This is a genomic window from Micromonospora sp. NPDC005806 (assembly GCF_042871425.1).
Taxonomy (GTDB): domain Bacteria; phylum Actinomycetota; class Actinomycetes; order Mycobacteriales; family Micromonosporaceae; genus Micromonospora.
Map to the genome: position 1 here is coordinate 47,186 of NZ_JBIAIL010000032.1, position 25,463 is coordinate 72,648.

Annotated in this window: 23 protein-coding genes, 3 tRNA genes, 1 pseudogene and 1 riboswitch; of the genes and pseudogenes, 9 read left to right on the top strand and 18 right to left on the bottom strand. The window is 73.2% G+C overall.

Features of this window, described 5'->3' with window-relative positions:
- Positions 1–49: 49 nt before the first annotated feature.
- Positions 50–1,399 (bottom strand): ABC transporter substrate-binding protein, encoded by a 1,350-nt coding sequence (locus ACFYOS_RS27015; protein WP_387147316.1) that lies wholly within the window; start codon positions 1,397–1,399, stop codon positions 50–52.
- Positions 1,400–1,565: 166 nt separating this feature from the next.
- Between ACFYOS_RS27015 and ACFYOS_RS27020 the strand changes: the two genes are divergently transcribed.
- Positions 1,566–1,955 carry a hypothetical protein gene (locus ACFYOS_RS27020; RefSeq protein ID WP_387147318.1) on the top strand — a complete coding sequence of 130 codons (390 nt, stop codon included), beginning with the start codon at positions 1,566–1,568 and terminating at the stop codon, positions 1,953–1,955.
- Between the two features lie 50 nt (positions 1,956–2,005).
- Positions 2,006–2,713 (top strand): DUF2786 domain-containing protein, encoded by a 708-nt coding sequence (locus tag ACFYOS_RS27025; RefSeq protein ID WP_387147321.1) that lies wholly within the window; start codon positions 2,006–2,008, stop codon positions 2,711–2,713.
- Positions 2,714–2,732: 19 nt separating this feature from the next.
- Here the strand turns inward: ACFYOS_RS27025 and ACFYOS_RS27030 are convergent, their stop codons facing one another.
- Positions 2,733–3,248, bottom strand: coding sequence for an SRPBCC family protein (locus ACFYOS_RS27030; RefSeq protein ID WP_387147324.1), 516 nt, complete (start codon positions 3,246–3,248; stop codon positions 2,733–2,735).
- 220 nt (positions 3,249–3,468) lie between these two features.
- Between ACFYOS_RS27030 and ACFYOS_RS27035 the strand changes: the two genes are divergently transcribed.
- Positions 3,469–4,062, top strand: a complete 594-nt coding sequence (locus tag ACFYOS_RS27035) for a hypothetical protein (protein ID WP_387147327.1) — start codon at positions 3,469–3,471, stop codon at positions 4,060–4,062.
- Between the two features lie 37 nt (positions 4,063–4,099).
- Here the strand turns inward: ACFYOS_RS27035 and ACFYOS_RS27040 are convergent, their stop codons facing one another.
- Both ACFYOS_RS27040 and ACFYOS_RS27045 read right to left on the bottom strand, forming a co-directional pair.
- Positions 4,100–4,927, bottom strand: a complete 828-nt coding sequence (locus ACFYOS_RS27040) for a hypothetical protein (protein ID WP_387147330.1) — start codon at positions 4,925–4,927, stop codon at positions 4,100–4,102.
- A gap of 175 nt (positions 4,928–5,102) precedes the next feature.
- Positions 5,103–5,474, bottom strand: a pseudogene (locus ACFYOS_RS27045) (RNA polymerase sigma factor); the annotation flags it as partial.
- Positions 5,475–5,730: 256 nt separating this feature from the next.
- Here ACFYOS_RS27045 and ACFYOS_RS27050 point away from each other — a divergent pair.
- The gene (locus ACFYOS_RS27050) at positions 5,731–6,222 is read left to right on the top strand and encodes a hypothetical protein (RefSeq protein WP_387147333.1); all 492 of its coding nucleotides are present in this window, start codon (positions 5,731–5,733) and stop codon (positions 6,220–6,222) included.
- A gap of 70 nt (positions 6,223–6,292) precedes the next feature.
- Here ACFYOS_RS27050 and ACFYOS_RS27055 read toward each other — a convergent pair whose 3' ends face one another.
- From ACFYOS_RS27055 to ACFYOS_RS27100, 10 genes are all read right to left on the bottom strand, one after another.
- Positions 6,293–7,474, bottom strand: a complete 1,182-nt coding sequence (locus tag ACFYOS_RS27055) for a YncE family protein (protein ID WP_387146988.1) — start codon at positions 7,472–7,474, stop codon at positions 6,293–6,295.
- 100 nt (positions 7,475–7,574) lie between these two features.
- Positions 7,575–8,807: a DUF418 domain-containing protein gene (locus tag ACFYOS_RS27060; RefSeq protein ID WP_387147335.1), complete on the bottom strand. Its 1,233-nt coding sequence runs from the start codon at positions 8,805–8,807 to the stop codon at positions 7,575–7,577.
- A gap of 267 nt (positions 8,808–9,074) precedes the next feature.
- Positions 9,075–9,148: transfer RNA gene (locus ACFYOS_RS27065), tRNA-Phe, on the bottom strand.
- Positions 9,149–9,222: 74 nt separating this feature from the next.
- Positions 9,223–9,296, bottom strand: a tRNA-Asp gene (locus ACFYOS_RS27070).
- 33 nt (positions 9,297–9,329) lie between these two features.
- Positions 9,330–9,402 (bottom strand) — tRNA-Glu (locus ACFYOS_RS27075).
- Between the two features lie 155 nt (positions 9,403–9,557).
- Positions 9,558–10,337 carry a polysaccharide deacetylase family protein gene (locus ACFYOS_RS27080; protein ID WP_387147338.1) on the bottom strand — a complete coding sequence of 260 codons (780 nt, stop codon included), beginning with the start codon at positions 10,335–10,337 and terminating at the stop codon, positions 9,558–9,560.
- A gap of 73 nt (positions 10,338–10,410) precedes the next feature.
- A complete protein-coding gene (locus ACFYOS_RS27085) occupies positions 10,411–11,352 on the bottom strand; it encodes a MerR family transcriptional regulator (protein WP_387147406.1) in 942 nt (313 codons plus the stop codon).
- On the bottom strand, positions 11,342–11,944 hold the full coding sequence (idi, locus tag ACFYOS_RS27090) for an isopentenyl-diphosphate Delta-isomerase (RefSeq protein ID WP_387147340.1): 603 nt from the start codon (positions 11,942–11,944) through the stop codon (positions 11,342–11,344). The genes ACFYOS_RS27085 and idi overlap by 11 nt, the downstream gene beginning before the upstream one ends.
- Complete coding sequence (gene crtI, locus ACFYOS_RS27095; RefSeq protein WP_387147343.1) at positions 11,941–13,422, bottom strand: phytoene desaturase family protein; 1,482 nt, start codon at positions 13,420–13,422, stop codon at positions 11,941–11,943. Before crtI ends, idi begins: the two co-directional genes overlap by 4 nt.
- Before the next feature lie 28 nt (positions 13,423–13,450).
- On the bottom strand, positions 13,451–14,605 hold the full coding sequence (locus tag ACFYOS_RS27100; protein ID WP_387147346.1) for a polyprenyl synthetase family protein: 1,155 nt from the start codon (positions 14,603–14,605) through the stop codon (positions 13,451–13,453).
- Between the two features lie 65 nt (positions 14,606–14,670).
- On the opposite strand from ACFYOS_RS27100, the gene ACFYOS_RS27105 reads away from it, so the two are divergent.
- On the top strand, positions 14,671–15,597 hold the full coding sequence (locus ACFYOS_RS27105) for a phytoene/squalene synthase family protein (RefSeq protein WP_387147349.1): 927 nt from the start codon (positions 14,671–14,673) through the stop codon (positions 15,595–15,597).
- A 55-nt stretch (positions 15,598–15,652) separates the two neighbouring features.
- Here ACFYOS_RS27105 and ACFYOS_RS27110 read toward each other — a convergent pair whose 3' ends face one another.
- Entirely contained in the window at positions 15,653–16,771 is a 1,119-nt protein-coding gene (locus ACFYOS_RS27110; protein WP_387147352.1) for a serine hydrolase domain-containing protein, read from the bottom strand.
- Positions 16,772–16,863: 92 nt separating this feature from the next.
- Here ACFYOS_RS27110 and ACFYOS_RS27115 point away from each other — a divergent pair, with 92 nt between their 5' ends.
- On the top strand, positions 16,864–18,348 hold the full coding sequence (locus ACFYOS_RS27115) for a dihydrolipoyl dehydrogenase family protein (protein WP_387147355.1): 1,485 nt from the start codon (positions 16,864–16,866) through the stop codon (positions 18,346–18,348).
- A gap of 4 nt (positions 18,349–18,352) precedes the next feature.
- Here ACFYOS_RS27115 and ACFYOS_RS27120 read toward each other — a convergent pair whose 3' ends face one another.
- From ACFYOS_RS27120 to ACFYOS_RS27130, 3 genes are all read right to left on the bottom strand, one after another.
- A complete protein-coding gene (locus ACFYOS_RS27120; RefSeq protein ID WP_387147358.1) occupies positions 18,353–19,117 on the bottom strand; it encodes a crotonase/enoyl-CoA hydratase family protein in 765 nt (254 codons plus the stop codon).
- A gap of 370 nt (positions 19,118–19,487) precedes the next feature.
- Positions 19,488–20,483, bottom strand: coding sequence for a ribonucleotide-diphosphate reductase subunit beta (locus ACFYOS_RS27125; RefSeq protein WP_387147408.1), 996 nt, complete (start codon positions 20,481–20,483; stop codon positions 19,488–19,490).
- 2 nt (positions 20,484–20,485) lie between these two features.
- Entirely contained in the window at positions 20,486–22,834 is a 2,349-nt protein-coding gene (locus ACFYOS_RS27130) for a ribonucleoside-diphosphate reductase subunit alpha (protein ID WP_387147411.1), read from the bottom strand.
- A 175-nt stretch (positions 22,835–23,009) separates the two neighbouring features.
- A riboswitch (cobalamin riboswitch) is annotated at positions 23,010–23,242 on the bottom strand.
- A gap of 196 nt (positions 23,243–23,438) precedes the next feature.
- On the opposite strand from ACFYOS_RS27130, the gene ACFYOS_RS27135 reads away from it, so the two are divergent.
- The 3 genes from ACFYOS_RS27135 to ACFYOS_RS27145 all read left to right on the top strand — a co-directional run bounded on the left by ACFYOS_RS27135 (position 23,439) and on the right by ACFYOS_RS27145 (position 25,394).
- On the top strand, positions 23,439–24,290 hold the full coding sequence (locus ACFYOS_RS27135) for a Rieske 2Fe-2S domain-containing protein (protein WP_387147361.1): 852 nt from the start codon (positions 23,439–23,441) through the stop codon (positions 24,288–24,290).
- A gap of 115 nt (positions 24,291–24,405) precedes the next feature.
- The gene (locus ACFYOS_RS27140; RefSeq protein WP_387147364.1) at positions 24,406–25,188 is read left to right on the top strand and encodes a prepilin peptidase; all 783 of its coding nucleotides are present in this window, start codon (positions 24,406–24,408) and stop codon (positions 25,186–25,188) included.
- Between the two features lie 71 nt (positions 25,189–25,259).
- Positions 25,260–25,394 (top strand): hypothetical protein, encoded by a 135-nt coding sequence (locus ACFYOS_RS27145; RefSeq protein WP_387147367.1) that lies wholly within the window; start codon positions 25,260–25,262, stop codon positions 25,392–25,394.
- Positions 25,395–25,463: the final 69 nt, after the last annotated feature.

A 25,463-nucleotide genomic window follows, 5' to 3' on the forward strand; every position in this document is an offset into this window, starting at 1 on the left:
ACGCGACGAGGGCCGCACCGGTTTGCCCGGTGCGGCCCTCGCCGACGGTTCAGCTCTGGAACTGCACCCCGGCGTCGGCCAGGGCGGTGACCACCTTCGCGGACTCACCGAAGCCGATGACCAGCACGGCGTCCGCTCCGTAGTCCTTGATTTCCTTGGCCCCGGCGGAGAAGTCCACCGGCGGCGCCTTCGCGTCGGTCGGCGGCACGTAGGTGAGCAGCTTGACGCGGTCGGCGCCGAAGCCGGCCCGTTCCAGGTCCGCGCGGACGTTCTCCTGCAGGCCCTCGCCGTAGGAGTCCTTACGGGCCACGATGACGACCTTGTGCGGGCCGTCCCGCAGGATCACGTCGGCCAGCGCCCGGCCCTGCAGGATGTCCGACGGGGCGGTGCGGAAGTAGAGCCCCTTGTCGTCGACCGTGCTCAGCCCGGCGTCGGTGTTCGACGGGGAGAAGAGCACCCGGCCCGCGGCGACCACGTCGGGCAGAACTGCCCGGGAGATGCCCGAGGCGCCGGCACCGATGATGACCTGCACGCCCTGCTGGACGTGCGAGGCCACGGTCGCCTTCGCGACCGCCGGGTTGGTGCCGTCGTCGCCGTCGATCCAGACCACCGGCTCGCCGAGCACCCCGCCGGCCGCGTTGACCTCCTGGATCGCGAGCGCCGCGCCGGCCGCCATCGGCGGATTCGCCAGCGCGAGGTCACCGGTCTTCGGCAGCAGTCCGCCGATGACCAGCGGGGCACCGCTCTCCTTGCCCGGCTTGCCGCCGCGCTGCCTCTTCGCCGGCGGCGGGGTCTTGCTGCTCGCCGCCGACTCGTCACCGGCGCCGACGAACTCGGTCTGGCCGTCGTTGATCTTCTGCCCGTCGAAGTGCAGGGTGGCGTAGCTGGCGGTGGCCGGCTCACCGACGTCGGTGAACCCGGCCCGGGTCAGCGAGATCCCGCGGTACTCGATGTCCTGGCCGGCGCGGGCGAGCTGCAGGCAGGTCGCCGGGCTATCGCAGCGTCGACCGCCGTTCGTCACTCCCACGATCTGCTTCGCGATGGCCGCCGGGTCGGTGGTGCCGGCGAGCTGGGCGGCCAGCGAGCTGATCACCACCGCGTCGTACGTCTCCGCGGAGTAGAGGTAGTCCGTCAGCTTGGGGTCTACGCTGCGTAGCCGTTCCGTGAAGCTCTGTGGCAGCTGGGTTAACGGCGTCGTGCCCTTCATGCCGTTCAGAAGGTCGGCCCGGTCCTTCAGCTCTGTGGCGAAGGAGTTCAGCATGTTGCCGTCGGAGCCGTAGAGGCGCACCTGGGTGGTGGTCGCCTCCTGGGGCTTGTCGCTCCCGCAGGCGCTGGTGGCGAGCAGGAGCGCCGCGGAGGCCACGGATATGGCCGCACGCGACGCGCGTGATACGAGCATTGTCGTCCTTCCTCCGGCGAAGGTCCGTTGCGCACATTAGCGTGCCGACGCGGTTAGCGGGACCGCGGAGGTGGCTCCGTCGCTACCCCGACTGCGGGTATCACGGAGCGTGATGGTGGGCCCGTTCCGGGGTCACCGCTTGACCCCCGGTCCTACGCTTCGGCAGGTGACCGACGAAGCACAGCAGACGCTGGACGATGCGACCGCCGTGCTCCGCTCGGCGCTGCAGGGTGACGGGGACGGAGTCGTGGGCACCTTCGACGCGGTGGTGGACCGCTCCGGCCTGGCCGGCGCGTACGGGGTGGCGTGGTGCCTGGCCGCCACGATGGTCGGCGACGACGCACCGGCGGGCGCTTGCGCCCTCGACTTTCCGGGGATCGACCAGGCCGACTACGACACCCGCTGGGTGGCCCGCTTCGTCAGCGCGTACGCCAACGACGACGCCGACACCGGGGAGGCCCTGTTCGGCGCCGCGATGGCCGACGGGCAGCTGCCGGACTGCCTGCTCACCCTCGCCGGGTCCACGGTGGCGACGCTGCGCAGCCGGGTGGGCTGACCGCGTGGCGCTGCGCCGACCGCCCACCGCCGCTGTGATAGCTCTGATGCATGTCCGAGGCGATGCTGAGCAAGGTCCGCAAGCTGCTCGCCCAGGCCGAGGACCCGGCCTGCACGCCCGCCGAGGCGGCGGCGTTCATGGCCAAGGCGACCGAGTTGATCGCCCGCTACGGCGTCGACCGGGCGCTGCTCGCCGCCCGGGAGCCGGCCACCGACCCGGTCGGCGACCGGGTGGTCGACGTGGTCGCCCCGTACGCCCGGGACAAGGCCGGCCTGCTGGCCGCGGTCGCCGACCCACTGCGCTGCCGCTGCGTACGACGCCGGCAGGGCAGCGGCTTCGCGATGCACCTGTTCGGCTTCGCCAGTGACCTGGAGCGGGTCGAACTGGTCTTCACCTCGCTCCTGGTGCAGGCCGCGCACGGGCTGGTCGGTGCCGTCGTGCCGGCCGGGGAGCATCCGGCGGCGTTCCGGCGTACCTGGCTGGCCGGCTTCGCGCACGTGGTGGCGGAGCGGCTGCGGGCCGCCGAGGCCGGCGCGGTCGCCGAATCCGGGGCGCCCTCGGTGGCGCTGGTGCTCGCCGACCGGTCCGACCGGGTCCAGCGTCGGCTGGCCGAGGTCTACCCGCGGCTGCGTACCGCCCCACGGCGCCGGCTCGCGGGCACCGGCTTCGGCCCGGGCGCGGCGGCGGGCCGCCGGGCCGACCTGGGCGGCACCGGAGTGACCGGCGGCGCGGCCGCCGCCCGCGGCATCGGACGCTGACCGGACCCGGGGCCCGGCCTCAGGCCGTGGTGCGGACGAGCGTGGCAAGGTAGCGGCTGAGGAGTTCGTGCCAGCCGGCGGTGAGCGCCTTCCGGTAGCCCTCGGCGGCCTCGCCGTGCCGGTCGAAGTTGCGGTGCTCGACCTCGACCCGGGTCCGCTCGGGGCCCTCGGGCAGGAAGAGCACCTCCACCTCGCTGGCCCCCGCCGGGTCCGGCACCGGCACCCGGTCCGCGCCGATCTGCCAGGCGAAGACCAGCCGGCGAGGCGGGTCCCAGGTGAGCACCCGACCCCAGTCGTTCCGGAAGCCGTACGGGCCGATCTCGTAGAACATGCCGCCGGCCCGGGGCTCGACGCCGAGCTCGGCCAGGGCCTCGGGCCCGGACCAGGTGTATTCGCGCACCCACCAGTCGGTCAGCGACCCGGTGAAGATGGCGAATGCCTGCTCGGCGGAGGCTGGGGCGAGGAGGCTGCTGCGGAGGGAGAACCGGTCGACTTCCTGGCGGACCTCATCCGGGTCGGCCATCTCCTGTCCCATAGGCCCGGACCATACCGGCTGATGCCCGGGTGCGCAGCTTCGCGTGCGCCCGCTTTCGGACACCGAGCGCCCGTCTTTCCGACACTGTCCAGCGTGGGCACTGACACCGGTTCAGGCCGCCGCGCGACGAGCGACCGGGCCGGGACGGATGCCCCGGTCGAAACCGGGTAACCGCGCCTGATCCGGTCCGGGCGGACGGGCCATCGGGGGAGCGGGGACCATGAGCGAGAGCGCAGCCACCGGGCAGGAACCGGACCCGACCAGCGAGCGCCTCCGACACCGGGGTGGGGGACCGTCGGAGCCGGACGTCCTGCTCGACCTCCCGGAGGTGACGGTCGACCAGATCCGGCTGGCGGTGGACGGGCTCGACGCGGACCTGTCGCTGCGCGCCCGGCTGGCGAACCTGGTCCAGCTCGACGCCGGGGTCCGGGTTCACCTGGAGGGCGTGGAACTGGACGTCACCGGCGTGAGCGCCGAGGCGCTGCTCAAGGTGCGGCTGGAGAAGCTGGTGCAGATCCTCGACCGGGCGCTGGCCACCATCGACCGGAACCCGCAGGTCATCGACGCGCTGGCCCGCACGGCGGCGACCGGCTTGGAGGACGTCAACCGGGCGGCCCGGAACCCGGAGCCGCCGACCGGCGGGGCCGGGCCCGGGCAGGGAGCGCAGGCGGGGAAGCCGTCCGAGGGCGGCCCGTCCGGGGCGGCCCAACTCGCCGGCCAGGCGGGGGAGACGCTGCGGCAGGCGGGCCGGAGCGTCTGGGAGGTGATCCAGGCCGGTATGAGCCAGAGCCGGCAGCAGCGCCCCGAGGGCTAGCCGGGACGGCGTCCCTGCCGCCCCCGCGGCGGTCGCGTCAGCGCCGCTCGGGAGCGGACCCCCACCAGGCCGTACGCCGAAGCAGCAGCAGGGCCGCGACGGGCGCGACGGTCACCGCGAGGGCGACGCCGCTCGTCGCGTCCCGGGGGGTCCAGAACAGGTTGTCGCCGATCCCGTTGGCGTGCGCGGTCAGCGAGAACGCCACCAGCAGGCCCAGTGCCGCCAGCCCGGCGCCGCCCCGGCGCAGGCCCCGGCCCGCCGGCCGGACGCCCGCCCGTCCCGACGGCCGCACCACGGCCCGGGCCGGCGCGACCGGTGCGGCGACGTGCCGTGCCGACCGGTGGGCCGCCGGGCGGGCGACGGCCGCGGCAGCGGATGCCTCGCGGTTCACCGGCGCGGCCGGCGGGTTCGCGGCGGTTCCGGTCAGCCGCCACTGGAGGGCGGTGAGGCCCCGGACGGCCCCGGCCACCACCGGCAGGACCAGCAGCAGGACACCGGCGGCGTGGGTGGCCCACGCGCCGGCCAGGGTCGGTCCGCCCCAGGCGTCGGCGTACCAGTCGACCCGGGTGCCTTCGACCAGCCCGAGCCAGGGGCGGAACCCGTACGCCAGCACGTTGATCAGCACCAGGAAGGCGAGCATGGCGGTGAGCGCCGACCCGGCGAGGGCGACCGGCAGGGCGAGCAGCGCGCGGGCCACCCCACGGACCCGTCCGGGCCGGCGGGCGGCCCCGGCCAGCGCGGCCAGGGCGCGCGGTACGGCGACCACGGACCAGGCGAGCCGTCGCCGGGTCTCCGGCCCATAGGCGACCCGCCAGGGGGTGAGGACACGACCGAGGATGCGGCGTAGGTCTCCGGTTGAGGTCATGCGCCCAGTCTTCGCGGCGTCCAGTGCCGCCACCATCGGGATGATCCCCGGCTCGCCCCGGAGGCCGACCCCGAGGGGGCGTGTCAGCCGCGCTGGCGCATCCGGCGGGCGGCGCGTACGGCGAGCCAGCCGCCACCGACCAGGGGCAGCAGGCCGGTGACCGGAGTGGTGCGGTTCACGGGCCGGCCAGCTGGTCGCGGCGACGGATGAGGTACGCCGTCTCGGCGGTGTTGCCGGCCAGCCCGATGGCCCGGTCGTACGCCGCCCGCGACTCCTCGCTCCGGCCCAGCCGACGCAGCAGGTCGGCGCGGGTGGCGTGGTAGGCGTGGTAGCCCTCCAGCGGCAGACCGTCCACCTCCGCCAGCGCGACCTCCGGACCGTCGAGCTCGGCGACCGCGATCGCCCGGTTGAGCCGCACGATCGGCGAGGGGTCGAGGCGGACCAGCTGGTCGTAGAGCGCGACGACCTGCGACCAGTCGGTGTCACGGACGTCGCGGGCGTCGGTGTGGACGGCGTTGATCGCGGCGAGAATCTGGTACCGCCCCGGCGGTACTGCGCCATCCGGATCATCTCCTGTCGTCGGGTGGCCGCCCCCTCGGGCCGCCTTTCACCCCTGCTACGAACGCCGCTGCCGCGATCCGACACGCTCCGCTGAGATGTCTTCGAGGATTTTCGTACGCACTCGGTGCGGCGGGCGATCGGACGCGTTGGCGCGGAGTGTTTGTGCTGATCCGCGGCCTGTCTTGACAGTCGACCTTGGTCTGCGGCGAGACTTCGCAGGGCGCAAAGACTGGGAGGGTGCCTTGATCTCGACGGAGCTGGAGCTCTTCGCGGACTACTACCAGATCCACCTGTTCGATGATGGTTCCGTGACCGATCTTGGGGACGCCTGGACCGAAGAGGCCGTGCTCGACCACTTGGCCGTGTCCATGGACGCCATGGCGGTCGGCACCACCGTCAACGTCAACGTGGCCGTGACCGTGGAGGTGTTGGAGGCAGCGCCAGAAGACGACAGCGCGGAGTTCGACCATGTGGTGGAGGGAAGCCTGCAAGTTCCCTCGGGCCGACTCGTCGTCATGGGCTGCACCGACTATGCGGCGGAGGCTGCACGGTTTGGGGTAGCGGCGGGACAGGTTCGTGTACGAGCCGCGAGAGGCAACCTGGCCGAAGCAGGACGTCTAGGCATTGATTCCGACGACGATCCGGCGACCATGGAGCGACTTCGGCTACAGGTATGGCCTGCCCCGCATGCTGACTCAGTTGTCATCAAGCGCTGGAAGCCGCTGAAGGCTTAGCTCACGCCTGGCCGACCGGAGGTCGAGTACCGGCCGGTGTGAGCGGCTGCCGCGGCCGGCCCTGCCGGGCCTATCGGATGTTCCCGGTGTGGCCGAGGGAGTAGCGGCCGGGCTGCGGCCAGACGGTCAGGCCGTGCGGGCCTCGGCCGACCGGGATGCGGGCCAGTAGCTTGCCGGTTTGCGTGCTCAGCACGTACACCTCGTCGTGGTAGCGCCCGGAGAGCCAGAGCTGCTTGCCGTCGGCGGAGAGGCCGCCCATGTCCGGGCTGCCGCCGCCGGGGATGCGCCAGGTCGTTCTGGGTTTCAGGTCGGCCAGGTCCAGGACGGTCACGCTGCCCTCGTCCCGGTTGGTGACGTAGGCGAGCGTGGCTTCGCGGTTGAAGTAGATGCCGTGGGCGCCCCGGCCGGTGCGGATGAAACCGGTCTGCCGGGTGGCCTGGCCGTCGAAGACGTACACCCCGTGGGCGCGCATGTCCGCGACCAGGAAGTGCTGCCCGTCGGGGGTGAGCCGGGTGTCCTGGGGCATGCCGTCGGCCGTCTCGGTGAGCCGGAACTCGCGCAGCTTGCGCAGGCTGACGGTGTCCAGGACCAGCATCCGGTTGGCGAACTCGCAACTGAACAGCATGGTCTTCCCGTCGGCGGAGTAGTCCATGTGGTTGATGCCGCCGCACTCGGGAAACCGGACCGACCGCACCCGCTGCCAGGTCTTCACGTCGTAGAAGTCCAGCCGCTGGTACGCCTCGGCGACCACGATCGCCTGCGTGCCGTCGGGGGTGAAGTAGAGGTTGTACACGTCGTCGAGTTTCCGGAACGGGCCCGGCGTGCCGGTCCTGGCGTCGATCGGGACCAGACCACCGTTGGGGATCTGGCTGGAGGCCACATACAGCGTGCGCAGATCGTAGGACGGCACCACGTGCTGCGGCTCCGGCCCGCCCGGGAACTTGTCCACCACCTTGTAGGTCGCCGGGTCGATCACCCACACGTCGTTGCTCTTGGTGTTCGGCACGTACACCAGCGGCCGGTCACCGCGCACCGACGCGGCCACCTGGCCGGGGCCGGCAGCGGCGTACACGTTCCCGGCCGCCGGGTAACTCGGCATGCCCGCCACCAGCGGCCCGAACGACCGACCCGCCGAGGCACCCACGGACGGGCTGGTCAACGCCTCCCTGGCGGGTACCCGATCGGTGCAGGCCAGGAGCCCAGCCGACAGGAACAGGACCGGCACGACGGCCAGCAACCGACTACGGGACATTGCCCCACAATAACGGACAAATGCCTGCGGGGACGGGGAGAGTCGCCGTCTCCAGTACGGCGATGATGCCGTGCCGTGCGAGCCACTGCGCGAACCTTGGTCACCGGGTCCGGGTCGGGTGCTGGCCGTCGTCCGGCTCGACTACGGTGGCTTCCGCGTAGGAGTTATGGCGCCACGCCGGCCACTCGGCGTTGGTCACCGCCCGGAGGATCCACTCAACCGGGCCGTACCGGTGGGTCCTCATCCAGAGAGCGCTCAGCACCAGCTGCGCGGCGAAGATGCCAAGTGCGATGGCCAGTACGCCGGCCGGCGGCACCTGGCCGATCAGCCCGAGACCGAGCCCGGTGAAGATCAGAGCACAGATCAGGGACTGGCTCAGGTAGTTGGTCAACGCCATCCGGCCGGCCGGTGCGAGCGCGGCCGATATGTGACGCCCCGTCGGTGTGTGGAACAGCCGTAGCATCGTGGCGGCGTACGCGGCCGCCAGAGCCGTCCCGGTGAGGGTGGCTAAGGCAAGGCCCTCGTCCGTGGTGCGGCCGCCCACGGCTACGACGACAAACGCGCCGGCGAGACCAACCGGGTATCCAACGCGCTGGATCAGGCGCAGACCGCGGGTGTGTGCCGACACGTCGACCAGAATCCGGCGGCGGCTGGCGGCGAGCCCCAGCAGGAACATGGCCAGGGCGACCGGTCCTTGCAGCTTCGCCGTACCGACGATCATGTGCGGTATCGAACGGACGTTCTGGGCGATGACGGAGGCCGGTCCGCCGGCCAGCGCCGCTGTGACGCTTTTCCCGGCCATGAGGGCGCCCGACTGGTCGACCGACGGCACCTCCGCCAGGGCCATCGAGCCGAAGAAGAGTACGACGACCCCCACGAGCAGGCCGGTCAGGATCATCGCCGTGCGCGGCCGGATCCGGTGTACGGCGAGCAAAACCAGCCCGAGTACGGCGTAGGTGGTGAGAATGTCGCCGTGGAAGAGCAGCACGGCGTGCAGGCCGCCAAGCACGAACAGGCCGGCCAGCCGGCGTAGGAATCGCGGCCGGAAGGCGGTGTCCCGGCGCCGTGCGGCGTCGAGTTGGAGCGTGAAGCTGTAGCCGAACAGAAATGAGAAGAGCAGGTAGAACTTCATCTCGAACAGCAGCGCCACGCTGTCGTGGATCCCGTGGTCAAGCCGGGAGGAGTACGCCGGGTCAGGGATGCGGTGGAACGCGTAGCCCGAGGCGAAGTACCAGATGTTGACCAGCAGGATGCCGAACAACGCGAATCCCCGCAGCGCGTCCACGTCCAGGATCCGATCGAACGCATCACTGCTCGGTGGCGTCCGAGCCATAGGCCTCTTTACCCCGGGGGCAGCGGTGTTCACCACGGCCCGAGCGGGATGCGCGGGCCACCGCCTGCCGCCTCACAACGGCCGGTCCCTGTCACCCCCGTCGGCAGAAGCGGGCGGCGTGCGATCTGCGTGCGATAAGTGGCGGTGATCACGAGCCGAGAGTGGTCAACCACGGGCAACGGCGATCGATGCGGCCGGGCGCCAAAAGCAAGATCCCCACCGGCGTTTCCGCAGGTGGGGACCTCTGTAGCCCGGCGAAAGGCTATGTGGCCAGGGGCGGGGTCGAACCGCCGACCTTCCGATTTTCAGTCGGACGCTCGTACCAACTGAGCTACCTGGCCGTGGTGCTCGGCCCATGCTATCGCATGGCCGATACGCAGAACGCCGCGCATGAAGGGCGCGGCGTCAGCGCTTGCGGTCCTGACGGGACTTGAACCCGCGACCTCCGCCTTGACAGGGCGGCGAGCACTCCAACTGCTCCACAGGACCTAGCTGGTGTTGCATCCGGCCTGAGCCGGACCGTGCCCCCAACGGGATTCGAACCCGTGCTACCGCCTTGAAAGGGCGGCGTCCTGGGCCGCTAGACGATGAGGGCGGCCCCGCCATCATTGCACACTCGCAACTTCAAGCGGACTTGCTCCCATCCGGCCCCGCCGGAGGCATGAGAAGCATATGCCATGCCCCGTCGGTCGACCAAACCGGTATGGCCATGGGCACAGCGACGGACGAAACCGCAGGTCAGAGGCCGTTTCACCGGAGCCGGGAGATCCGGAACCGCCGGTTGAGGTCGGGAATCAGGTGCCGGCAGGCGGCCATGGTCTGGCTCCGGTCGCCGCCTCCGTCGTGCATCAGCACGATCGAGCCGGGGCGGCCCGCCGATTCCACCCGCTTGATGATCGTCGCCGCGGTCGGGTGGTCCCAGTCCTGCGGGTCGACGCTCCAGTGCAGCGACCGCATGCCCAGCTGGCGGGCCACGGCCACCTCCTCCGGCGTCCACCGGCCGCCGGGCTGGCGGAACCAGGCGATTCGTGCGCGCGGCACGGCCGCTCGGATCGCCTGGTTGGTGCGGAGCAGGTCGGCACGGATGTCGGCGACCGGCCGCCGGCCCAGGTTCAGGTCGTGCCGCCAGCTGTGGTTGCAGAGCTGGTGGCCCTCGCGGACGATGCGCGCCACCAGTTGCGGGTAGCGCCGGGCCTGCCGGCCGATCAGGCAGAACGTCGCGGTGACGTGGGCCGCCCGCAACTGGTCGAGCACCTGCGGCGTCCAGCGTGGGTCCGGCCCGTCGTCGAAGGTCAGCACGACCCCCCGGTCGCCGCTGCTCCGGCGCAGCCCGGCGGGAAGCGTCTTCGGTAGTGGGCGCAACGTCGGCTTCGGCCGGGTGCGGGTGGGGTGCGGCCGGTGTGTCGGCTTCGGTGTCGCTGTGGCCGCCGGTGGGCCGCTGGCCTGGGACGGGGTCTTGCCGGGATCGCCGCAACCGGACAGGAACAGGGCCAGGCCGAGGGCGAGCGCCAGCACGGCGCGTGGACGCATCGTCGCTCCCGAGAGGGGGTCGGGGTACGGACTTTCCGACCGTAGTGGACGAAGCGCCGAAACGGGAGTCGGGTCAGCCGGCCGCGGGCTGGTCCAGCGAGTCCCGGACGGCCAGCGCCAGCGAGACCGCCTCGGTCAGGTCCACCGGGCGGACCGCGCCGGCGGGCAGCTCGTCGGCCTGCCAACCCGGCCCTGCCGCGAGCACCAGCAGCGGCCGGCGCGGAGCGGCGAGCAGCGCGGAGAGCTGTTCGGGATCCGCGGTGGCCCGGGTGTGCGACCAGAGCACGACGGCCGCCGGCCCGGTCCGGGCGACCGCCTCGAGCAGGGCCGCAACCGGCACCCGCGCCCCCAGCATGCGACAGCCCATCCCGGTCTCGGCGAGGGCGGCGGCCAGCGCCTCCAGCGGCAGGGTGTGCTGCTCCTCGTCGGCGCAGGAGAGCAGGATCCGGGCCGGCCCGGTGGGCGGCCGGGCCCGCGCCGCCGTGGCGAACGCCTCGGAGACACAGCGGGACATCAGGTGTTCCACCTCGATCAGCCCGGCGGTGGCGGCATGCCGCTCGCCGATGCCGGCGAGCACCGGCCGGAGCAGGCCGTCCCAGGTGGCCACCACCCCGTCGGCGGCGAGGGCGGGCGCGATCGCCTCGCCGATGGCCACCGGGTCCAGCCGCATGGCGGCGCGGGCCAAACCCCGGGCGGCCGGCCCGGCCCGGCCGACCGGGATGGTCGTTCCGCCGCCGTCCCGGGTGCCGCCCGGGCGGAGCGTCCCGAGGTCGGCCGGGATCGCCGCGGGTGCCTGCCGGGCCCAGCGGGCCGCCTCGGCCGGGGTGACCCCCTCGGCGGTGAGCCGCCGCATGATCTCCAGGCGCGCGAGATCGGCCGGCGTGTAGCGCCGGTGGTGTCCCGGTACGTGCTCGCTGGGACCGAGACCGTAGCGCTGGTGCCAGGTACGCAGCGTGGTGACCGCGACGCCCAGCCGGCGCGCGACGGCCCCCGCGCTCAGCGCCTCATCGGCCAACCGGCCGCTCCGGTGCCTCATCAGCCGGGACATCGCCGGGTGCCGCACCGGTGGTACGCGCCGGATGCAGCAGCCGGTTCACCACCCCGCCCAGCCACGGCGCGTACGCGCGGGGGTCGGCGTCGAGGTCGGCCTCGAGTTGGTGCGGGTCGACCCAACGCAGGGCGGCCACCTCGTCGGGATCCGGCTGGGTGTCCAGGTCGGCGGGCACGTCGGCGCGGAGCACGTGGTCGTACTCGAACTCGACGCGGCCGGTGGCCGGGTCCTCGGCGTAGTAGACGTACACCCCGACCTCGGTGAGGTCGACCGGGCCGAGGCCGAGTTCCTCGGCGAGGCGGCGATTGGCGGCCTCGGCCGGCGACTGGCCCGGCAGCGGGTGACCGCAGCAGGAGTTGGCCCAGCGCAGCGGGAACCGGGTCTTCGCGGCGGCCCGCTGCTGGAGCAGGGTCCGGCCCCGCGGGTCGACCAGCAGCACCGAGAACGCCCGGTGCAGCCGGCCCGGCGGCTGGTGGGCGGCGGCCACGGTCGCCTCGCCGAGCACCTGCCCGGTGTCGTCGACCAGCTCGACCAGGTGACCCTCCCGGGCGGTCATGACACCCTCCCGGTGACGCGCGCGGCGGCGAGTTTGCCGCTGATCAGGACCATCGGCACGCCCACGCCGGGCTGGGTGCCGGAACCGGCGAAGACCACGTTGCCGAGCGTCCGGTGCAGGTTCGACGGACGGAACGGCCCGGTCTGGAAGAAGCTGTGCGCGGCGGCGAACGGGGTGCCGGCGGCCATGCCCTGCTCCGCCCACTCGGCCGGGGTGACCGTGCGCAGCACCTCGATCCCGGCGCCGAAGCCGACGTAGCCCCGCTCCTCCAGGGTCCCGATGAGCTGGTCGGTGTAGCGGCGGGTGAGGTCACCGCGCCAGTCGAACGGGGCCCGTTCGAGGTTCGGCACCGGGGCGAGCACGTAGTAGGTGTGCCGTCCGGCCGGGGCCACCGACGGGTCGCTGCGGCTCGGGTTGGTCACCAGCAGCGACGGGTCGGTCATCAGCTCGCCTCGCCGGATCACCTCGTCGAAGGTGCCCTGCCAGGACCGTCCGAAGTGGATGTTGTGGTGGGCGATCTTCCGGTAGCCCTGCGTCGAACCGACGTGCAGCACCACGCAGGAGGGCGAGTAGGTGAGCCGCCGCTGCCGACCCTCGGGCAGCAGGTCGCGGTAGGCGACCGGCAGGTCGGGGTTGAGCACCACCACGTCAGCGGGGACCAGCTCGCCGTCGGCGGTCACCACGCCGGTGGCCCGGCCGTGCGCCGTCTCCACCCGGGTCACCGTGGTCCCGTACCGGATCTGCACGCCATGCTTCTCCGCCGCGCCGGACATCGCGCGGGAGACCGCGTGGAGACCGCCGCGCGGGAAGCACACCCCGGCCACCGAGTCGAGGTACGCGATGACCGCGTAGATGGCCAGCGCGTCGTGCGGGGCGAGGCCGGCGTACATGGCCTGGAAGGAAAAGATCCGCTGGGTACGCGGGTCGCGGAAGAACTGGTTGATCTTCGTCTGGAGCCGCCGGAACGCCCCGTTCGCCAGCAGCTTCAGCAGGTTGCCGGTGAGCAGGTCGGTCGGCGCGTCCAGGTTGCGCTCGATGAAGTCGGCCCGCTCCCACCGCCACAGGTTCCGCGCGTAGTCGACGAAGCGCAGGTAGCCGTCGGCCTCGCGGGGACCGCAGACCCGGGCGATCTCGGCGGCCATCCGGGGGGTGTCGGTGATGACGTCCAGCGTCGACCCGTCCGGGTAGTACGCCCGGTAGGCCGGGTCGAGCGGGGTCAGGTCGAGCCAGTCGGTCAGCTCCTCGCCGACCGCGCCGAGCGCCTCGGCGATCAGGTCGGGCATGGTGAGCACGGTTGGGCCGGTGTCGAACTCGTACCCGTCGACGGCGAGCCGACCGGCGCGCCCGCCCGGCACCGGCTCGCGTTCCAGGACGGTCACCTGCCGGCCGCTGCCGGCCAGGTGCAGCGCGCAGGCCAGCCCGCCCAGACCGGCGCCGACGACCACGACCCGGTCCGTGCGTCCGTTCACGGTCCGCACGTGACCACCTCCCTCACGAAGTTGCCCATCATGCCTGCCGGGCGGTGGCGGCGGTGGCGAGCGCCGTCAGCGCGGTACGCGCGGTCCCGTCGATCGGCGCGGTGTCGAGCGCACCCAGCGCCTCGGCCACCCGGTCGGCGATCATCCGCTCGACCCGGATCACCGCACCGGTGTCGCGGACCAGTTCGGCCAGCCGGGCCACCTCCCGGGACCCGGTGACCGTGCCGGCCCGGTCGAGCGCCCGCCGCTGGGCCGGGGTGGCGAGCTGCCGGGCCAGCATGAGCAGCGCGGTCGGCTTGCCGGTACGCAGGTCGTCCCCGGCCGGCTTGCCGGTGGCGGCCGGGTCCCCGTACCCGCCGAGCAGGTCGTCGCGCAGCTGGAACGCCTCGCCGACGGCCAGCCCGTAGCTGGTGTACGTGGCGATCAGCGGCGAGTCGGCGCCGGCCCCGGCCAGGCCGGCACCGAAGAGCAGCGGCCGCTGGACCGTGTAGCTGGCGGTCTTGTAGCGGGCCACCCGCAGCGCCCGGTCCACCGACCAGTTCGTCGCGTCGTGCTCGCCGAGCACGTCGAGGAACTGTCCGGCGACCGTCTCGACCCGCATCTGGTCGTAGCAGCGCCGGACGTCGAGCAGCCGGGCCGGGGGCACCGTGGCGTGTGCCATCAGCCGGTCGGCCCAGACCATGCAGAGGTCGCCGATGAGTACGGCGACCGCCTGGCCGTACCGGTCCGGGTCGCCAGTGTGCCCGGCGGCGCGGTGCCGGGCGGCGGCGGCCCGGTGCGCGGTGGGCCGGCCGCGCCGGGTGTCGGAGGCGTCCATCACGTCGTCGTGCACCAGCGCGAAGGTGTGCAGCAGTTCCAGCGCGGCGAGCGCCGGCAGCACCGAGGCCAGCGGCTCGCCGCCGCCGATCACCCCGCGCCAGCCCCAGTACGCGAACGTCGAGCGGACCCGCTTCCCGCCGGCCAGCACACAGTCGCGGGCGGTCGCGGCGAAACCGCCCATCGCCGCGTCGATCTCGGTCAGCGAGTCGACCTCGGCGGCGAGGAACGCCGCCAGGGTATCGTCGACGCCCGTCACCAGGTCTTTCGTGAACGCGGCCAGCACGTCGCGGACCGGCTCGTCCGTCGCCTCCGGCGGTGCCGGCGCGACGCGGAGCGCATTACCCGCAACTGCGTCGTTGGCCATGGGGGCGAGCGTACCTTAGGGTTACGAGTTGCGTCGATTGCTGCGTCGAACGACAGGGAGGGCCGGTGGACGCCGATCTCACCGCCGCCTACGACCGTTGCCGCGAGCTGCACAGACGTCACGGCCGTACCTACTATCTCGCCACCCGGCTGCTGCCCGCGTGGAAACGGCGGCACGTGCACGCCCTGTACGGCTTCACGCGGTACGCCGACGAGATCGTCGACCGGACCGAGGACCTGCCGCCCGCCGCGCGCGCCGCCCGGCTCCGGGAGTGGTCCGACCGCTTCGTCGCCGGCCTGCACGGGCAGCCGGTGGACGACCCGCTGCTCCCCGCAGTGCTGCACACCATCGCCGTCTTCGACCTGGACCGCGTCGACTTTGCGTCGTTTCTGCGCAGCATGGCGATGGACCTGACGGTCACGTCGTACCCGAGCTACGACGACCTGCTCGACTACATGGAGGGCTCGGCCGCCGCCATCGGCACCATGATGCTGCCGATCCTGGGCAGCTCCGACCCGGTCGCCGCCCGGAAGCCCGCCCGCCAGCTCGGCCTCGCGTTCCAGCTCACCAACTTCATCCGGGACGTCGCCGAGGACCTGGACCGGGGGCGGACCTACCTGCCGGACGAGGACCTGGCCCGGTTCGACGTCACCCGGGGGGACCTGCTCGCCGCCCGGACCGCCGGCCGCGCCACCCCGAGCATCCGCGCGCTGATCGAGTACGAGGTGACCCGCGCCCAGGCCCACTACCTGGCCGCCGCGCCGGGCATCCCGCTGCTCGCCCCCGCCTCGCAGGCCTGCATGCGCACCGCGTACGCGCTCTACGGCGGGATCCTCGACGAGGTGGCCGCCCAGGACTACGACGTCTTCGCGGGGCGGGCCCGCGTACCCCAGCGGCGGCGGATGGCGGTGGCCGCGCGGGCGCTGCTCACCCCGGCCGGCACCCCGCCGGCGGTCCCCGGCCCCGCACTCCAGCCCGCCCTCGTGGCATGAAAGGAGGGGCCCCCGGTTAACGCCTGTCGTTGTACAAGGGGCCCGTCCCAACTGCTCACAGGCAGGAGTGCAGCGCTTCGACCAGCTCCTCCACCCGGTCGTGGTCGGCCAGGCGAGCGGTCGCGTACGCGAAGGTGTAGCCGCGCTCCGGGTCGGCCCAGGCGCTGCTCCCGCCGATCCCGCCCATTCCCCAGCTCCCGTCCGGCTCCCACTGCATGCCCAGCGTCCAGTACGCCCGCCGGTCCAGCACCAGGTCCGGCCCGTCGTACTGCGTCCGGGTCGCCTCGACGACCAGTTCCGGGCTGAACAGGCGCACCCCGTCGAGGGTGCCGCCGGCCAGCAGACCCGCGTACAGGCGGGCCAGGGCCGACGCCGTCGCGTGCAGGTTCACCGCCGGGATCTCGGCGGACCGCCAGAGCGGGCTGTTCACCACGGCCGGGTCGAGCCCGCCGGGCGGGTTGTCCAGCGCCCGGGCGCGCAGCGACCCCGGCTCGCCGTGCGTCCGGTCCGGCCATGCCGGATCGCCGTACGACACGTCGGCGCAGCGCCGCTGGTCGGCCGCGCCCAGCCCGAAGGCCAGGTCGAGGCGCCACGGTCCGGCGATCTCCTCGGCCAGGAACCGCCCCACCGATCGCCCGTCCACCCGGCGGACCAGCTCACCGACCAGGTGCCCGTACGTCCAGGCGTGCTCGCCCGCGACGGACCCCGGCGTCCACTCGGGCTCGGCGGCGGCCAGGTCGGCGCAGAGCAACCCCCAGTCGGCGATCGCCTCGGCGGGCCGGGGCACCGGGAACGCCGGCAACCCGGCGGTGTGGCTCAGCACCTGCCGCACGGTGGCCGGGGTGCGGAACTCCGGCCAGTTCGCCGGCACCGGCGCGTCGAGGTCGACCCGCCCCCGGTCGACCAGCGTGAGCAGGCAGAGCGCGGCCACGGGCTTGCCTACCGAGTAGACGTTGACCAGCGTGTCCGGCCGCCACGGATGGTCGGCCCCGACCGCCGGGACGGCCGAGCCGGGCGGGACGGCCGAGCCGGGCGGGACGGCCGAACGGGAGCCGCCGACCAGGTCGACCACCGGCTGGCCGTCGTACCAGATCGTCAGGCCGGCGCCGGTCTCTCGGCCGGCGGCGAAAAGGTCGTGGAAGCAGTCCCGGACCGGGCCGAAGCGCGCGTGCATCCGGCCACGGTAGGTGGTCGGGATGACTACCGGCGCGGGAATTCCGGCCCGGTCCGGTGGTCGTCGGCCCGGCGGTGCGGAATGCTGACGGCATGGCGGAGCCGGAACTGGTGGACCTGGTCGTGGTCGGGCTCGGGGTCGGCGGCGAGGAGGTGGCCGGGCGGCTCGCCGAGGCCGGCCTCACCGTCGTCGGGATCGAGCGGAATCTGGTCGGCGGCGAATGCCCCTACTGGGGCTGCGTGCCGAGCAAGATGATGATCCGGGCGGCGAACGCCCTGGCCGAGGCGCACCGGGTCAACGAGCTGGCCGGCAGCGCGCAGGTCCGGCCGGACTGGGCGCCGGTGGCGAAGCGGATCCGCGAGGAGGCCACCGACACCTGGGACGACAAGGTGGCGGTGGACCGCTTCACCGGCAAGGGCGGCCGGTTCGTCCGGGGCAGCGGCCGGCTCGACGGCCCGAACCGGGTACGGGTGGGCGAGCAGGTCTTCGAGACCCGGTACGGGATCGTGCTCGGCACCGGCACCCGCCCCTCGGTCCCCCCGATCGACGGCCTCGCCGACACGCCGTACTGGACCAACCATCAGGCGATCGAGGTCGAGGAGCTGCCCGAGACGCTGCTGGTGCTCGGCGGCGGCGCGATCGGGCTGGAGCTGGCCCAGGTCTTCGCCCGGTTCGGCGTACGGGTGACCGTGGTCGAGGCGGCCGACCGGGTGCTCGCCATCGAGGAGCCGGAGGCCTCGGAGATCGCCGCGAAGGCGCTGCGCGCCGACGGGGTCACCATCGAGACCGGCGTCCGGGCCGGGCGGGTCAGCCACGACGGCTCCGCCTTCACCGTCCACGCCGGCGACGCCCGGTTCACCGGCGAGAAGCTGCTCGTGGTGACCGGCCGCATGGCGCACCTGGAGGAGTTGGGGCTGGACACCGTCGACGTGGACGCAGGGCAGCGCTACCTGTCGGTGAACGAGCGGATGCACGTCACCGAGGGGATCTGGGCGGTCGGCGACCTCACCGGCGAGGGCGCGTTCACCCACATCGCCATGTACCAGGCGGGCATCGTCGTCGCGGACGTGCTCGACCACATGCGGCACACCAAGGGCGGCCCGGACGCCAGCGGCACCGCCAGCGTGGTCGGCGGCGCGGCCGGCGTGGTGAGCGCCGTCGGCGGGGCGATGAGCGCCGGCGGGCCGACCGCCGCCGCGGGCAGCGTCCCGATCGCGGACTACCGGGCACTGCCCCGGGTCACCTTCACCGACCCCGAGGTGGGCGCGGTCGGCCTCACCGAGCAGCAGGCCCGCGAGCGTGGCGTCAACGTCCAGGTCGGTTACGCCGACCTGACCGCGTCCACCCGCGGCTGGATCCACAAGGCCGGCAACGCCGGCTTCATCAAGCTGGTCGCCGACGCCGACCAGGGCGTGCTGGTCGGCGCCACCTCGGTCGGCCCGGTCGGGGGCGAGGTGCTGTCGGCGCTGGTGGTGGCGGTGCACGCGGCCGTGCCGATCAGCCAGCTCCGGCACATGATCTACGTGTACCCGACCTTCCACCGTGCCATCGAGGGCGCGCTGAAGGCGTTGAAGTAGGGGATCAGGCGGGCTGAACGCCGTGGCGGCCGGCGCCGGCGGTGAACCGGGCCGCCCCCTTCATCGCGTCGGTGATCAGGGACTCCATGCCGAAGGCCAGCTCGGTGGCCATCGCCTCCGGCTCGGGCAGACCGGCGTTGCCGAGCAGCGCGGCCCGGTCGTTGCGCAGGCAGGTCTGCGGATGCCGGGCGATCTCGGCGGCCAGCCGCTCGGCCTCCGCGCGGGCCTCACCCGGCGCGACCAGCCGGTTCACCAGACCCATCACGTACGCCTCCTCGGCGGGGACCGGGCGGCCGGTGAGGATCAGGTCCATGGCCCGGCTCTCGCCGATCAGCCGGGGCAGCCGGACGGTGCCGCCGTCGATCAGCGGTACGCCCCAGCGCCGGCAGAAGACCCCGAGCACCGCGTCCGACTCGGCGATCCGCAGGTCGCACCAGAGCGCCAGCTCCAGGCCGCCGGCCACGGCGTACCCGGAGATCGCAGCGAGCACCGGCTTGGACAGGCGCATCCGGGTCGGACCCATCGGGCCGTCGCCCTCCGGCTCGACCCGGTTGCCGCGCGGCGTACCGATGGCCTTGAGGTCGGCGCCCGAGCAGAACGTGCCGCCGGCGCCCCAGAGCACGGCGACCGCCGCATCCGGGTCGGCCTCGAAGGCGCGGAAGGCGTCCGCGAGCGCCCGCGCGGTCGGGCCGTCGACGGCGTTGCGGGCCTCCGGCCGGTCCAGGATCACCGTGGTCACCAGACCAGCGTGCTCGACGCGTACCCCCATCGGGTCAGCATGCCCTCGACGGCGGCCGGCGCGCCAGCGATCCGTGGGTTCCTTCCTGGGGGCGCGGGGCGTGACCCCGCTCCCGTCTCCCGGGCTCCGGGCGGCCGGGCCACGGCGCTCGTGTCCGTACCCCCGCAACCCGCCACTGCTGGGTAGGTTCCGTGGGCGCGCTGCGCCGGCCGCGATGGCACGCGCGGCGGCGTTCTTCGAGACGGCGGTTCCGGAACCGGTCTGACGTTTGCTGCGCGGCGCACCGGCCAGCCAGGGTACTGGGGCGGTAGAGCGGGATGGGGGCGCGGGCGAGCCAGCGAGGGATGCGCCATGCCGTGCCCTCGACGCACCCCCCCCGCGCCCCTTCGGCGGTCCCGTGTCAGAACGCCTCGTCCAGCGCCACCGTCCCCGCCACCGCCACCTGGTACGCCGACACCCGGCGCTCGAAGAAGTTGGTCAGTTCCTGCACGTCCTGCAACTCCATGAACGGGAACGGGTTCGTCGACCCGTACGCCGGCGGGAGGCCGAGCCGGGCGAGCCGGGCGTCCGCGACGTACTCCAGGTAGCGGCGCATGTCGGCGGTGTTCATGCCGGGCAGCCCGTCGCCGCAGAGGTCCCGGGCGAAGGCCAGCTCCGCGGCGACCGCCTCGTCCAGCATGGTCCGTACCTGCGCGGCCAGTTCGTCGTCGAACAGGTCCGGTTCCTCCGCCCGGACGGTGTCCACCACGCCGAAGGCGAACTCCATGTGCATGGACTCGTCGCGGAACACCCAGTTGGTGCCGGTGGCCAGCCCGGAGAGCAGGCCGCGCGAGCGCAGCCAGTAGACGTACGCGAAGGCGCCGTAGAAGAACAGTCCCTCCACGCAGGCGGCGAAGCAGATCAGGTTGAGCAGGAACGCCCGCCGGTCCGCCCGGCTCTCCAGCCGGTGCAGTGAGCCGATCGAGTCGATCCAGCGGAAGCAGAACTCCGCCTTGTCGCGGATCGACGGGATGTGCTCGATGGCGGCGAACGCCTTCGCCCGCTCGTCGTGGTCGGGCAGGTAGGTGTCCAGCAGGGTCAGGTAGAACTGGACGTGCACCGCCTCCTCGTAGAGCTGGCGGGAGAGATAGAGGCGGGCCTCGGGCGCGTTCACGTGCTGGTAGAGGTTGAGCACCAGGTTGTTCGCCACGATCGAGTCGCCGGTGGCGAAGAACGCCACCAGGCGGTGGACCAGGTGTCGCTCGCCGTCGGAGAGCTTCGCCAGATCGGGTACGTCGGAGGCCAGGTCCACCTCCTCCACCGTCCAGGTGTTGCGGATGGCGGCCCGGAACCGCTCGTAGAAGTCCGGGTAGCGCATCGGTCGCAGGGTCAGGTCCATTCCGGGGTCGAGCAGCATCGTCACTGGCAGGCCTCGCAGATCTCCGGGTTCTCCAGCGAGCAGGCGACCGCCTCGCTCGCCTCGACGGACAGGGTGAGCAGGGCCGGCCCGTCCTGCGTCGGAATGCTCGGCCGCGGCGCGACGGCCGGGGCCGCCGCCACGGTGGTCTGGGCGATCCGGGTGGCCGGGCGGGAACGCAGGTAGTAGGTGGTCTTCAGGCCGGCCCGCCAGGCGTACGCGTACATCGAGGAGAGCCGGCCGATGGTCGGGCTGGCCTGGAACAGGTTGAGCGACTGCGACTGGTCGACGTACGGCGCCCGCGCGGCGGCCAGGTCGATCAGCGCCTTCTGCGGCAGCTCCCACGCGGTGCGGTACAACGCCGTCAGCTCCGCCGGCAGGTCCAGCTCCTGCACCGAGCCGTCGGCCCGCTTGATCGCGTCCCGGGTCTGCGGCGTCCACCGGCCCAGCCGCTTCAGGTCGGCGACCAGGTGCCGGTTGACCTGGAGGAACTCCCCGGAGAGGGTCTCCCGCTTGAAGACGTTGGAGACCAGCGGCTCCACGCATTCGGCGCAGCCGGCGATCGAGGCGATCGTCGCGGTCGGGGCGATCGCCACCAGCAGGGAATTGCGCAGCCCGTGCCGGGCGACCTTCTCGCGGAGCGCGGCCCAGGCGTCCGGCCGGGTGGGCCGGGCGTCCGGCCAGTGGTCCGGGTGCAGCACCCCGTCCGCCGCCCGGGTCAGCGGGTACGCCGGATGCGTACCGCGCGCCGCCGCCAGGTCGGCCGAGGCGTCGTACGCCGCCAGGGCGATCTCCTCGGCGATCCGGGTGGAGAGCGCCAGCGCCTCCGGGGAGTCGAACGGCAGCCGCAGCGCGGCGAACACGTCGGCCAGTCCCATCACGCCGAGACCGAGCGGTCGCCACCGCCGGTGCGCCGTGGCCGCCTGCCCGGTGGGGAACCAGTTAAGGTCGATCGCCCGGTCCAGCGCGCCCACCGCGAGGCGTACCGTCCGGGCCAGCGCCGCGAAGTCGACGCCGGCGGCCGACCCGGCCTCGGGCGCGGTCAGCGGCAGCAGGTGCGCGGCCAGGTTGATCGAGCCGAGGGTGCAGACCGCCGTCTCGTCGTCGCTGGTCACCTCGAGGATCTCCGTGCAGAGGTTGGAGTGGTGCACCACGCCCCCGCCCGCGCCAACCTGGTTGCAGGTGCGGTTCGCCGCGTCCTTGAAGGTCATCCAGCCGTTGCCGGTCTGCGCCAGGGTCCGCATCATCCGCGCGTACAGGGTGCGGGCCGGCAGCGTCCGCACGGCCCTGCCCGCCGCCTCCGCCGCCCGGTACGCGACGTCGAACTCCTCGCCCCAGAGGTCGACCAGCTCCGGCACCTCCTTCGGGTCGAACAGCGACCAGTCGGCGTCCGCCTCGACCCGGCGCATGAACTCGTCCGGCACCCAGTTGGCCAGGTTGAGGTTGTGCGTACGCCGGGCCTCGTCGCCGGTGTTGTCCCGCAGTTCCAGGAACTCCTCGATGTCGGCGTGCCAGGTGTCCAGGTAGACGCAGGCCGCGCCCTTGCGCCGGCCGCCCTGGTTGACCGCCGCCACGCTGGCGTCCAGGGTGCGCAGCCAGGGCACGATGCCGTTGGAGCGGCCGTTCGTGCCGCGGATCAGCGACCCGCGCGAGCGCACCCGTGACCAGGAGATGCCGATCCCACCGGCGAACTTGGACAGCTTCGCCACCTGCGTGTAGCGCTCGTAGATGGACTCCAACTCGTCGCGCGGGGAGTCCACCAGGAAGCAGGAGGAGAGCTGCTGATGCCGGGACCCGGCGTTGAACAGCGTCGGTGAGCTGGGCAGATAGGCCAGCCGGGCGATCAGCCGGTACAGCTCGCGGGCCTCCTCGACGGTGTCCGACAGGCCGGCGGCCACCCGCAGCCAGAAGTGCTGCGGCCGTTCCAGCACCGCGCGGCTGCCCGGGTGGCGCAGCAGGTAGCGGTCGTACAGCGTGCGCAGGCCGAAGTACTCGAACGCGTCGTCGTGGGCGTGGTCGACCAGGCCGTCGAGGGCGTCGGCGTGCGCCGCGACGAAGCCGGCGAAGTCGGGGTCCAGCAGGCCTTCGGCGTACGCGGCCGCGACGCTGTCGCGGAACGTGGCGATGCCCTGCGCGGTCGTCTCGTCCGCGATCCGCCCGGCGAGCAGCCGGGCGGCCAGCCGGGCGTACGCCGGCTCCTCGACGGTCAGGCCGGCTGTCGCCGCGATGGCCAGTTCGGTCAGTTCCGCCTCGTCGGCTAGGGCGGTACGCCCCGACTCGACCAAGGCCAGGATCCGGTCCGGGTCGGTGTCGGGCAGGTCGTGGTGGTGCCGGTGCAGCAGGTCCTGCAGTGCCTCGGCCGCGGGCGGGGCATAGGTGGATGACGCCGTCACGTGCTCTCCTGGGTGTCGGTGTGGACCCGCGGAAGGGCGCGACGGCACGCCGGAACGCCACCGGTCGCTGTGCCGGCGGTGTCCCGTACGGCTCGACGGCCCTCCCGCGAGGCCTCGAGGTGGTACGCGCGCCGGGTGGGCGCGCCCTGCTGGCAGGTCTTCGGACTCGCGGGCTGACGCGTCTCCGCGCTCGCCTACTGGCCGTCGCTTCCCGGACCCCGTCGGGCCCAGTGCTCGTGACGGCGGTCGTTCCCGCTCACCGCTGCGGGGCAGTCCCGGATTCGCACCGGGTTCCCTCTTTGGCGCGACGCCTGGCTGACGTCGCCGCCTGGCTGACACAAAGGTCGAACCAGCAGTGGAAGTGATCCTAGATGTAGTGGTCTAACAAAAGCCAGCACGCCAGATGTCGTGGGCGTGTCGCCGCGCCGAGAAGGTCCGCCGGGCGTACAGCCTGGACGGAGGCCGACCCCGTCAGCGGGGTGGAAAGAGTGGGCGGCACCCGATGGGGTGATTCGTCGCCGCCGCCCGGTTTGGGACCTCGCCTGCCGGGAAGTCGCGGAACGTGCGCGAACTACTGACGAAACTCGAACAGGCGTCCCGGCTGGACCGGATCGGTGACCGACTACAGCAGGCCGTCCAGGGCACCCTGCGTACCCAGCGGATCCGGGACCTGCTGCACGGCGTCTGGCTGGGGCACCCGCTGCACCCGGCGATGGTGCAGGTGCCCGTCGGCGCCTGGATCAGCGCCGCGGTGCTGGACCTGATGCCCGGGCAGCGCCGGGCCGCGACCACGCTGATCGGGATCGGCACGGCGAGCGCCGTACCGGCCGTCGTCGCCGGGCTCAACGACTGGGCGGCCCTCTCCCGCGACCAGCGCCGGGTCGGCCTCGCGCACGCCGCCGCGAACTCCGTCGCCCTGGCCTGCTACGCCGGCTCGCTGGCCGCGCGGCGGAACGGCCGGCACGGCATGGGGCGGGCGCTGGCGTTCCTGGGGTTGTCGGTGGTGAGCGGTGGGGCGTACCTGGGCGGGCACCTCGCGTACAAGCAGGGGGCGCAGGTCAGCCAGAGCATCTCCGAGCTGCACCTGATGAGCGACGGCTGGCATCCGCTGGGTGAGCTGGCCACCCTCCCGGAGCGGCAACTCCTCACCCGGGAGATCGACGACGTGTCGGTGGTCCTCTACCGGCACGGCGAGGAGGTCACCGTGATGCTGGAGCGCTGCCCGCACCAGAGCGGCCCGCTCGGCCAGGGCGAGGTGCAGGAGATCAGCGGCCACGCCTGCGTGGTGTGCCCGTGGCACGGCAGCACGTTCCGGCTCAACGGCGGCGAGGTGGTGCACGGGCCGTCCGGCAACGACCAGGTCGTCCTGCCGACCCGGGTCGTCAACGGCCGCCTCGAGGCCCGCCTCCCCTGACCGGTCCCGCCCGCAACCGCGCCAATTGCTCGGGGGGTTGCGTCGTACCCGAGGGGCAAGCATAGGCTGACGCCCGCCGATGCAACCGAAGGCATTTGGTCGAGCGCGTTCAGTGATGACTGGTGGTGATGGCCGGGTGGGTGTCCGGGCGATGGCCCCCGCCCGGCGTCCGGCGGTACGCCTGCTGGCCGCCCTGGCGGTCGTACCGCCGATGCGGCTGGCGGTCGCGCGGTACGCCGTACCCCCGGAGTCGGCGGACCGGACCGGGTGTGACGGCTGCGGCGCGCCGATCGGCCTGGACCGGCCGCTGCCGGCGCTCGGGCCGGCGGCCCGCTGCCCGGCGTGCCGGGCCCGGGTCGGCGCGGCGCCCGGCGTGGTCGAGCTGGCGCTGGTCGCGGCGGTGGCGGTGCTCGCGCTGACCGGCGGCCCGCTCGGAGTGCGGCTGGCGGCGGCCTGGTCGCTGGCCTGTGCGGTGCCGCTGGCCCTGGTCGACGCGGCGGTGCGCCGGCTCCCCGACCGGCTCACCTACCCGGCGGCGGCCGGTGTCTGGGCGTGGCTCGGGGTGGCCGGGCTGGCCGGGGCCGGTCCGGCGCCCTGGCTGCGGGCCGTCGTGGCCGGGCTGGTCCTCGGCGCGGGTTTCGCGGCGACCACCCTGCTGCTCGGCCGGCGCGGATTCGGGCTCGGCGACGCCAAGTTGGCGCTCGGCGCCGGGGGGCTGCTCGGCTGGTACGGCTGGCCGGTGCTGGTGGTCGGGCTGGCGCTCGCCGTCGCCCTCGCCGCGCTGGCCGGCCTGGCCCTGCTGGTGGCCCGCCGGGTCCGCTGGACCAGCCACCTCCCCTTCGGCCCGTTCCTCGTCGCCGCCACCGCCCTGACGCTCCTCCTCACCCCCGCGCTGTAGGTTCTCGTAGCCCGTGGCATCTGCTCGGCGCCGGTGAAGCCGGCCGCCCAGGCCTGCGGTGCCGCGACCTGGTGCAGGTTCCCGTCGAGCCGCGTGGCGCGGTCGAGGGCTGCCGCCCGCACCTTGCGATCCAGCCAGACCTTGCCGCCGCCGGCGACGAGTGCCGAGCCGAGGGACGGACCCCGCACCGGTTCGGCGGCGAGTGACGTAGATCACTCGGAATGAACTTTCGCCCGCCGGTCACGTCCGGAGCACCCGGATAACCTTTCGCGCTC

Excerpts from the sequence above, each read along its gene's own strand:
- ACFYOS_RS27015 (WP_387147316.1), bottom strand. The coding sequence starts at position 1,399 with ATGCTCGTATCACGCGCGTCGCGTGCGGCCATATCCGTGGCCTCCGCG.
- ACFYOS_RS27025 (WP_387147321.1), top strand. The coding sequence starts at position 2,006 with ATGTCCGAGGCGATGCTGAGCAAGGTCCGCAAGCTGCTCGCCCAGGCC.
- ACFYOS_RS27030 (WP_387147324.1), bottom strand. The coding sequence starts at position 3,248 with ATGGGACAGGAGATGGCCGACCCGGATGAGGTCCGCCAGGAAGTCGAC.
- ACFYOS_RS27035 (WP_387147327.1), top strand. The coding sequence starts at position 3,469 with ATGAGCGAGAGCGCAGCCACCGGGCAGGAACCGGACCCGACCAGCGAG.
- ACFYOS_RS27040 (WP_387147330.1), bottom strand. The coding sequence starts at position 4,927 with ATGACCTCAACCGGAGACCTACGCCGCATCCTCGGTCGTGTCCTCACC.
- ACFYOS_RS27055 (WP_387146988.1), bottom strand. The coding sequence starts at position 7,474 with ATGTCCCGTAGTCGGTTGCTGGCCGTCGTGCCGGTCCTGTTCCTGTCG.
- ACFYOS_RS27060 (WP_387147335.1), bottom strand. The coding sequence starts at position 8,807 with ATGGCTCGGACGCCACCGAGCAGTGATGCGTTCGATCGGATCCTGGAC.
- ACFYOS_RS27080 (WP_387147338.1), bottom strand. The coding sequence starts at position 10,337 with ATGCGTCCACGCGCCGTGCTGGCGCTCGCCCTCGGCCTGGCCCTGTTC.
- idi (WP_387147340.1), bottom strand. The coding sequence starts at position 11,944 with ATGACCGCCCGGGAGGGTCACCTGGTCGAGCTGGTCGACGACACCGGG.
- ACFYOS_RS27100 (WP_387147346.1), bottom strand. The coding sequence starts at position 14,605 with ATGGCCAACGACGCAGTTGCGGGTAATGCGCTCCGCGTCGCGCCGGCA.
- ACFYOS_RS27110 (WP_387147352.1), bottom strand. The coding sequence starts at position 16,771 with ATGCACGCGCGCTTCGGCCCGGTCCGGGACTGCTTCCACGACCTTTTC.
- ACFYOS_RS27115 (WP_387147355.1), top strand. The coding sequence starts at position 16,864 with ATGGCGGAGCCGGAACTGGTGGACCTGGTCGTGGTCGGGCTCGGGGTC.
- ACFYOS_RS27120 (WP_387147358.1), bottom strand. The coding sequence starts at position 19,117 with ATGGGGGTACGCGTCGAGCACGCTGGTCTGGTGACCACGGTGATCCTG.
- ACFYOS_RS27125 (WP_387147408.1), bottom strand. The coding sequence starts at position 20,483 with ATGCTGCTCGACCCCGGAATGGACCTGACCCTGCGACCGATGCGCTAC.
- ACFYOS_RS27140 (WP_387147364.1), top strand. The coding sequence starts at position 24,406 with ATGACTGGTGGTGATGGCCGGGTGGGTGTCCGGGCGATGGCCCCCGCC.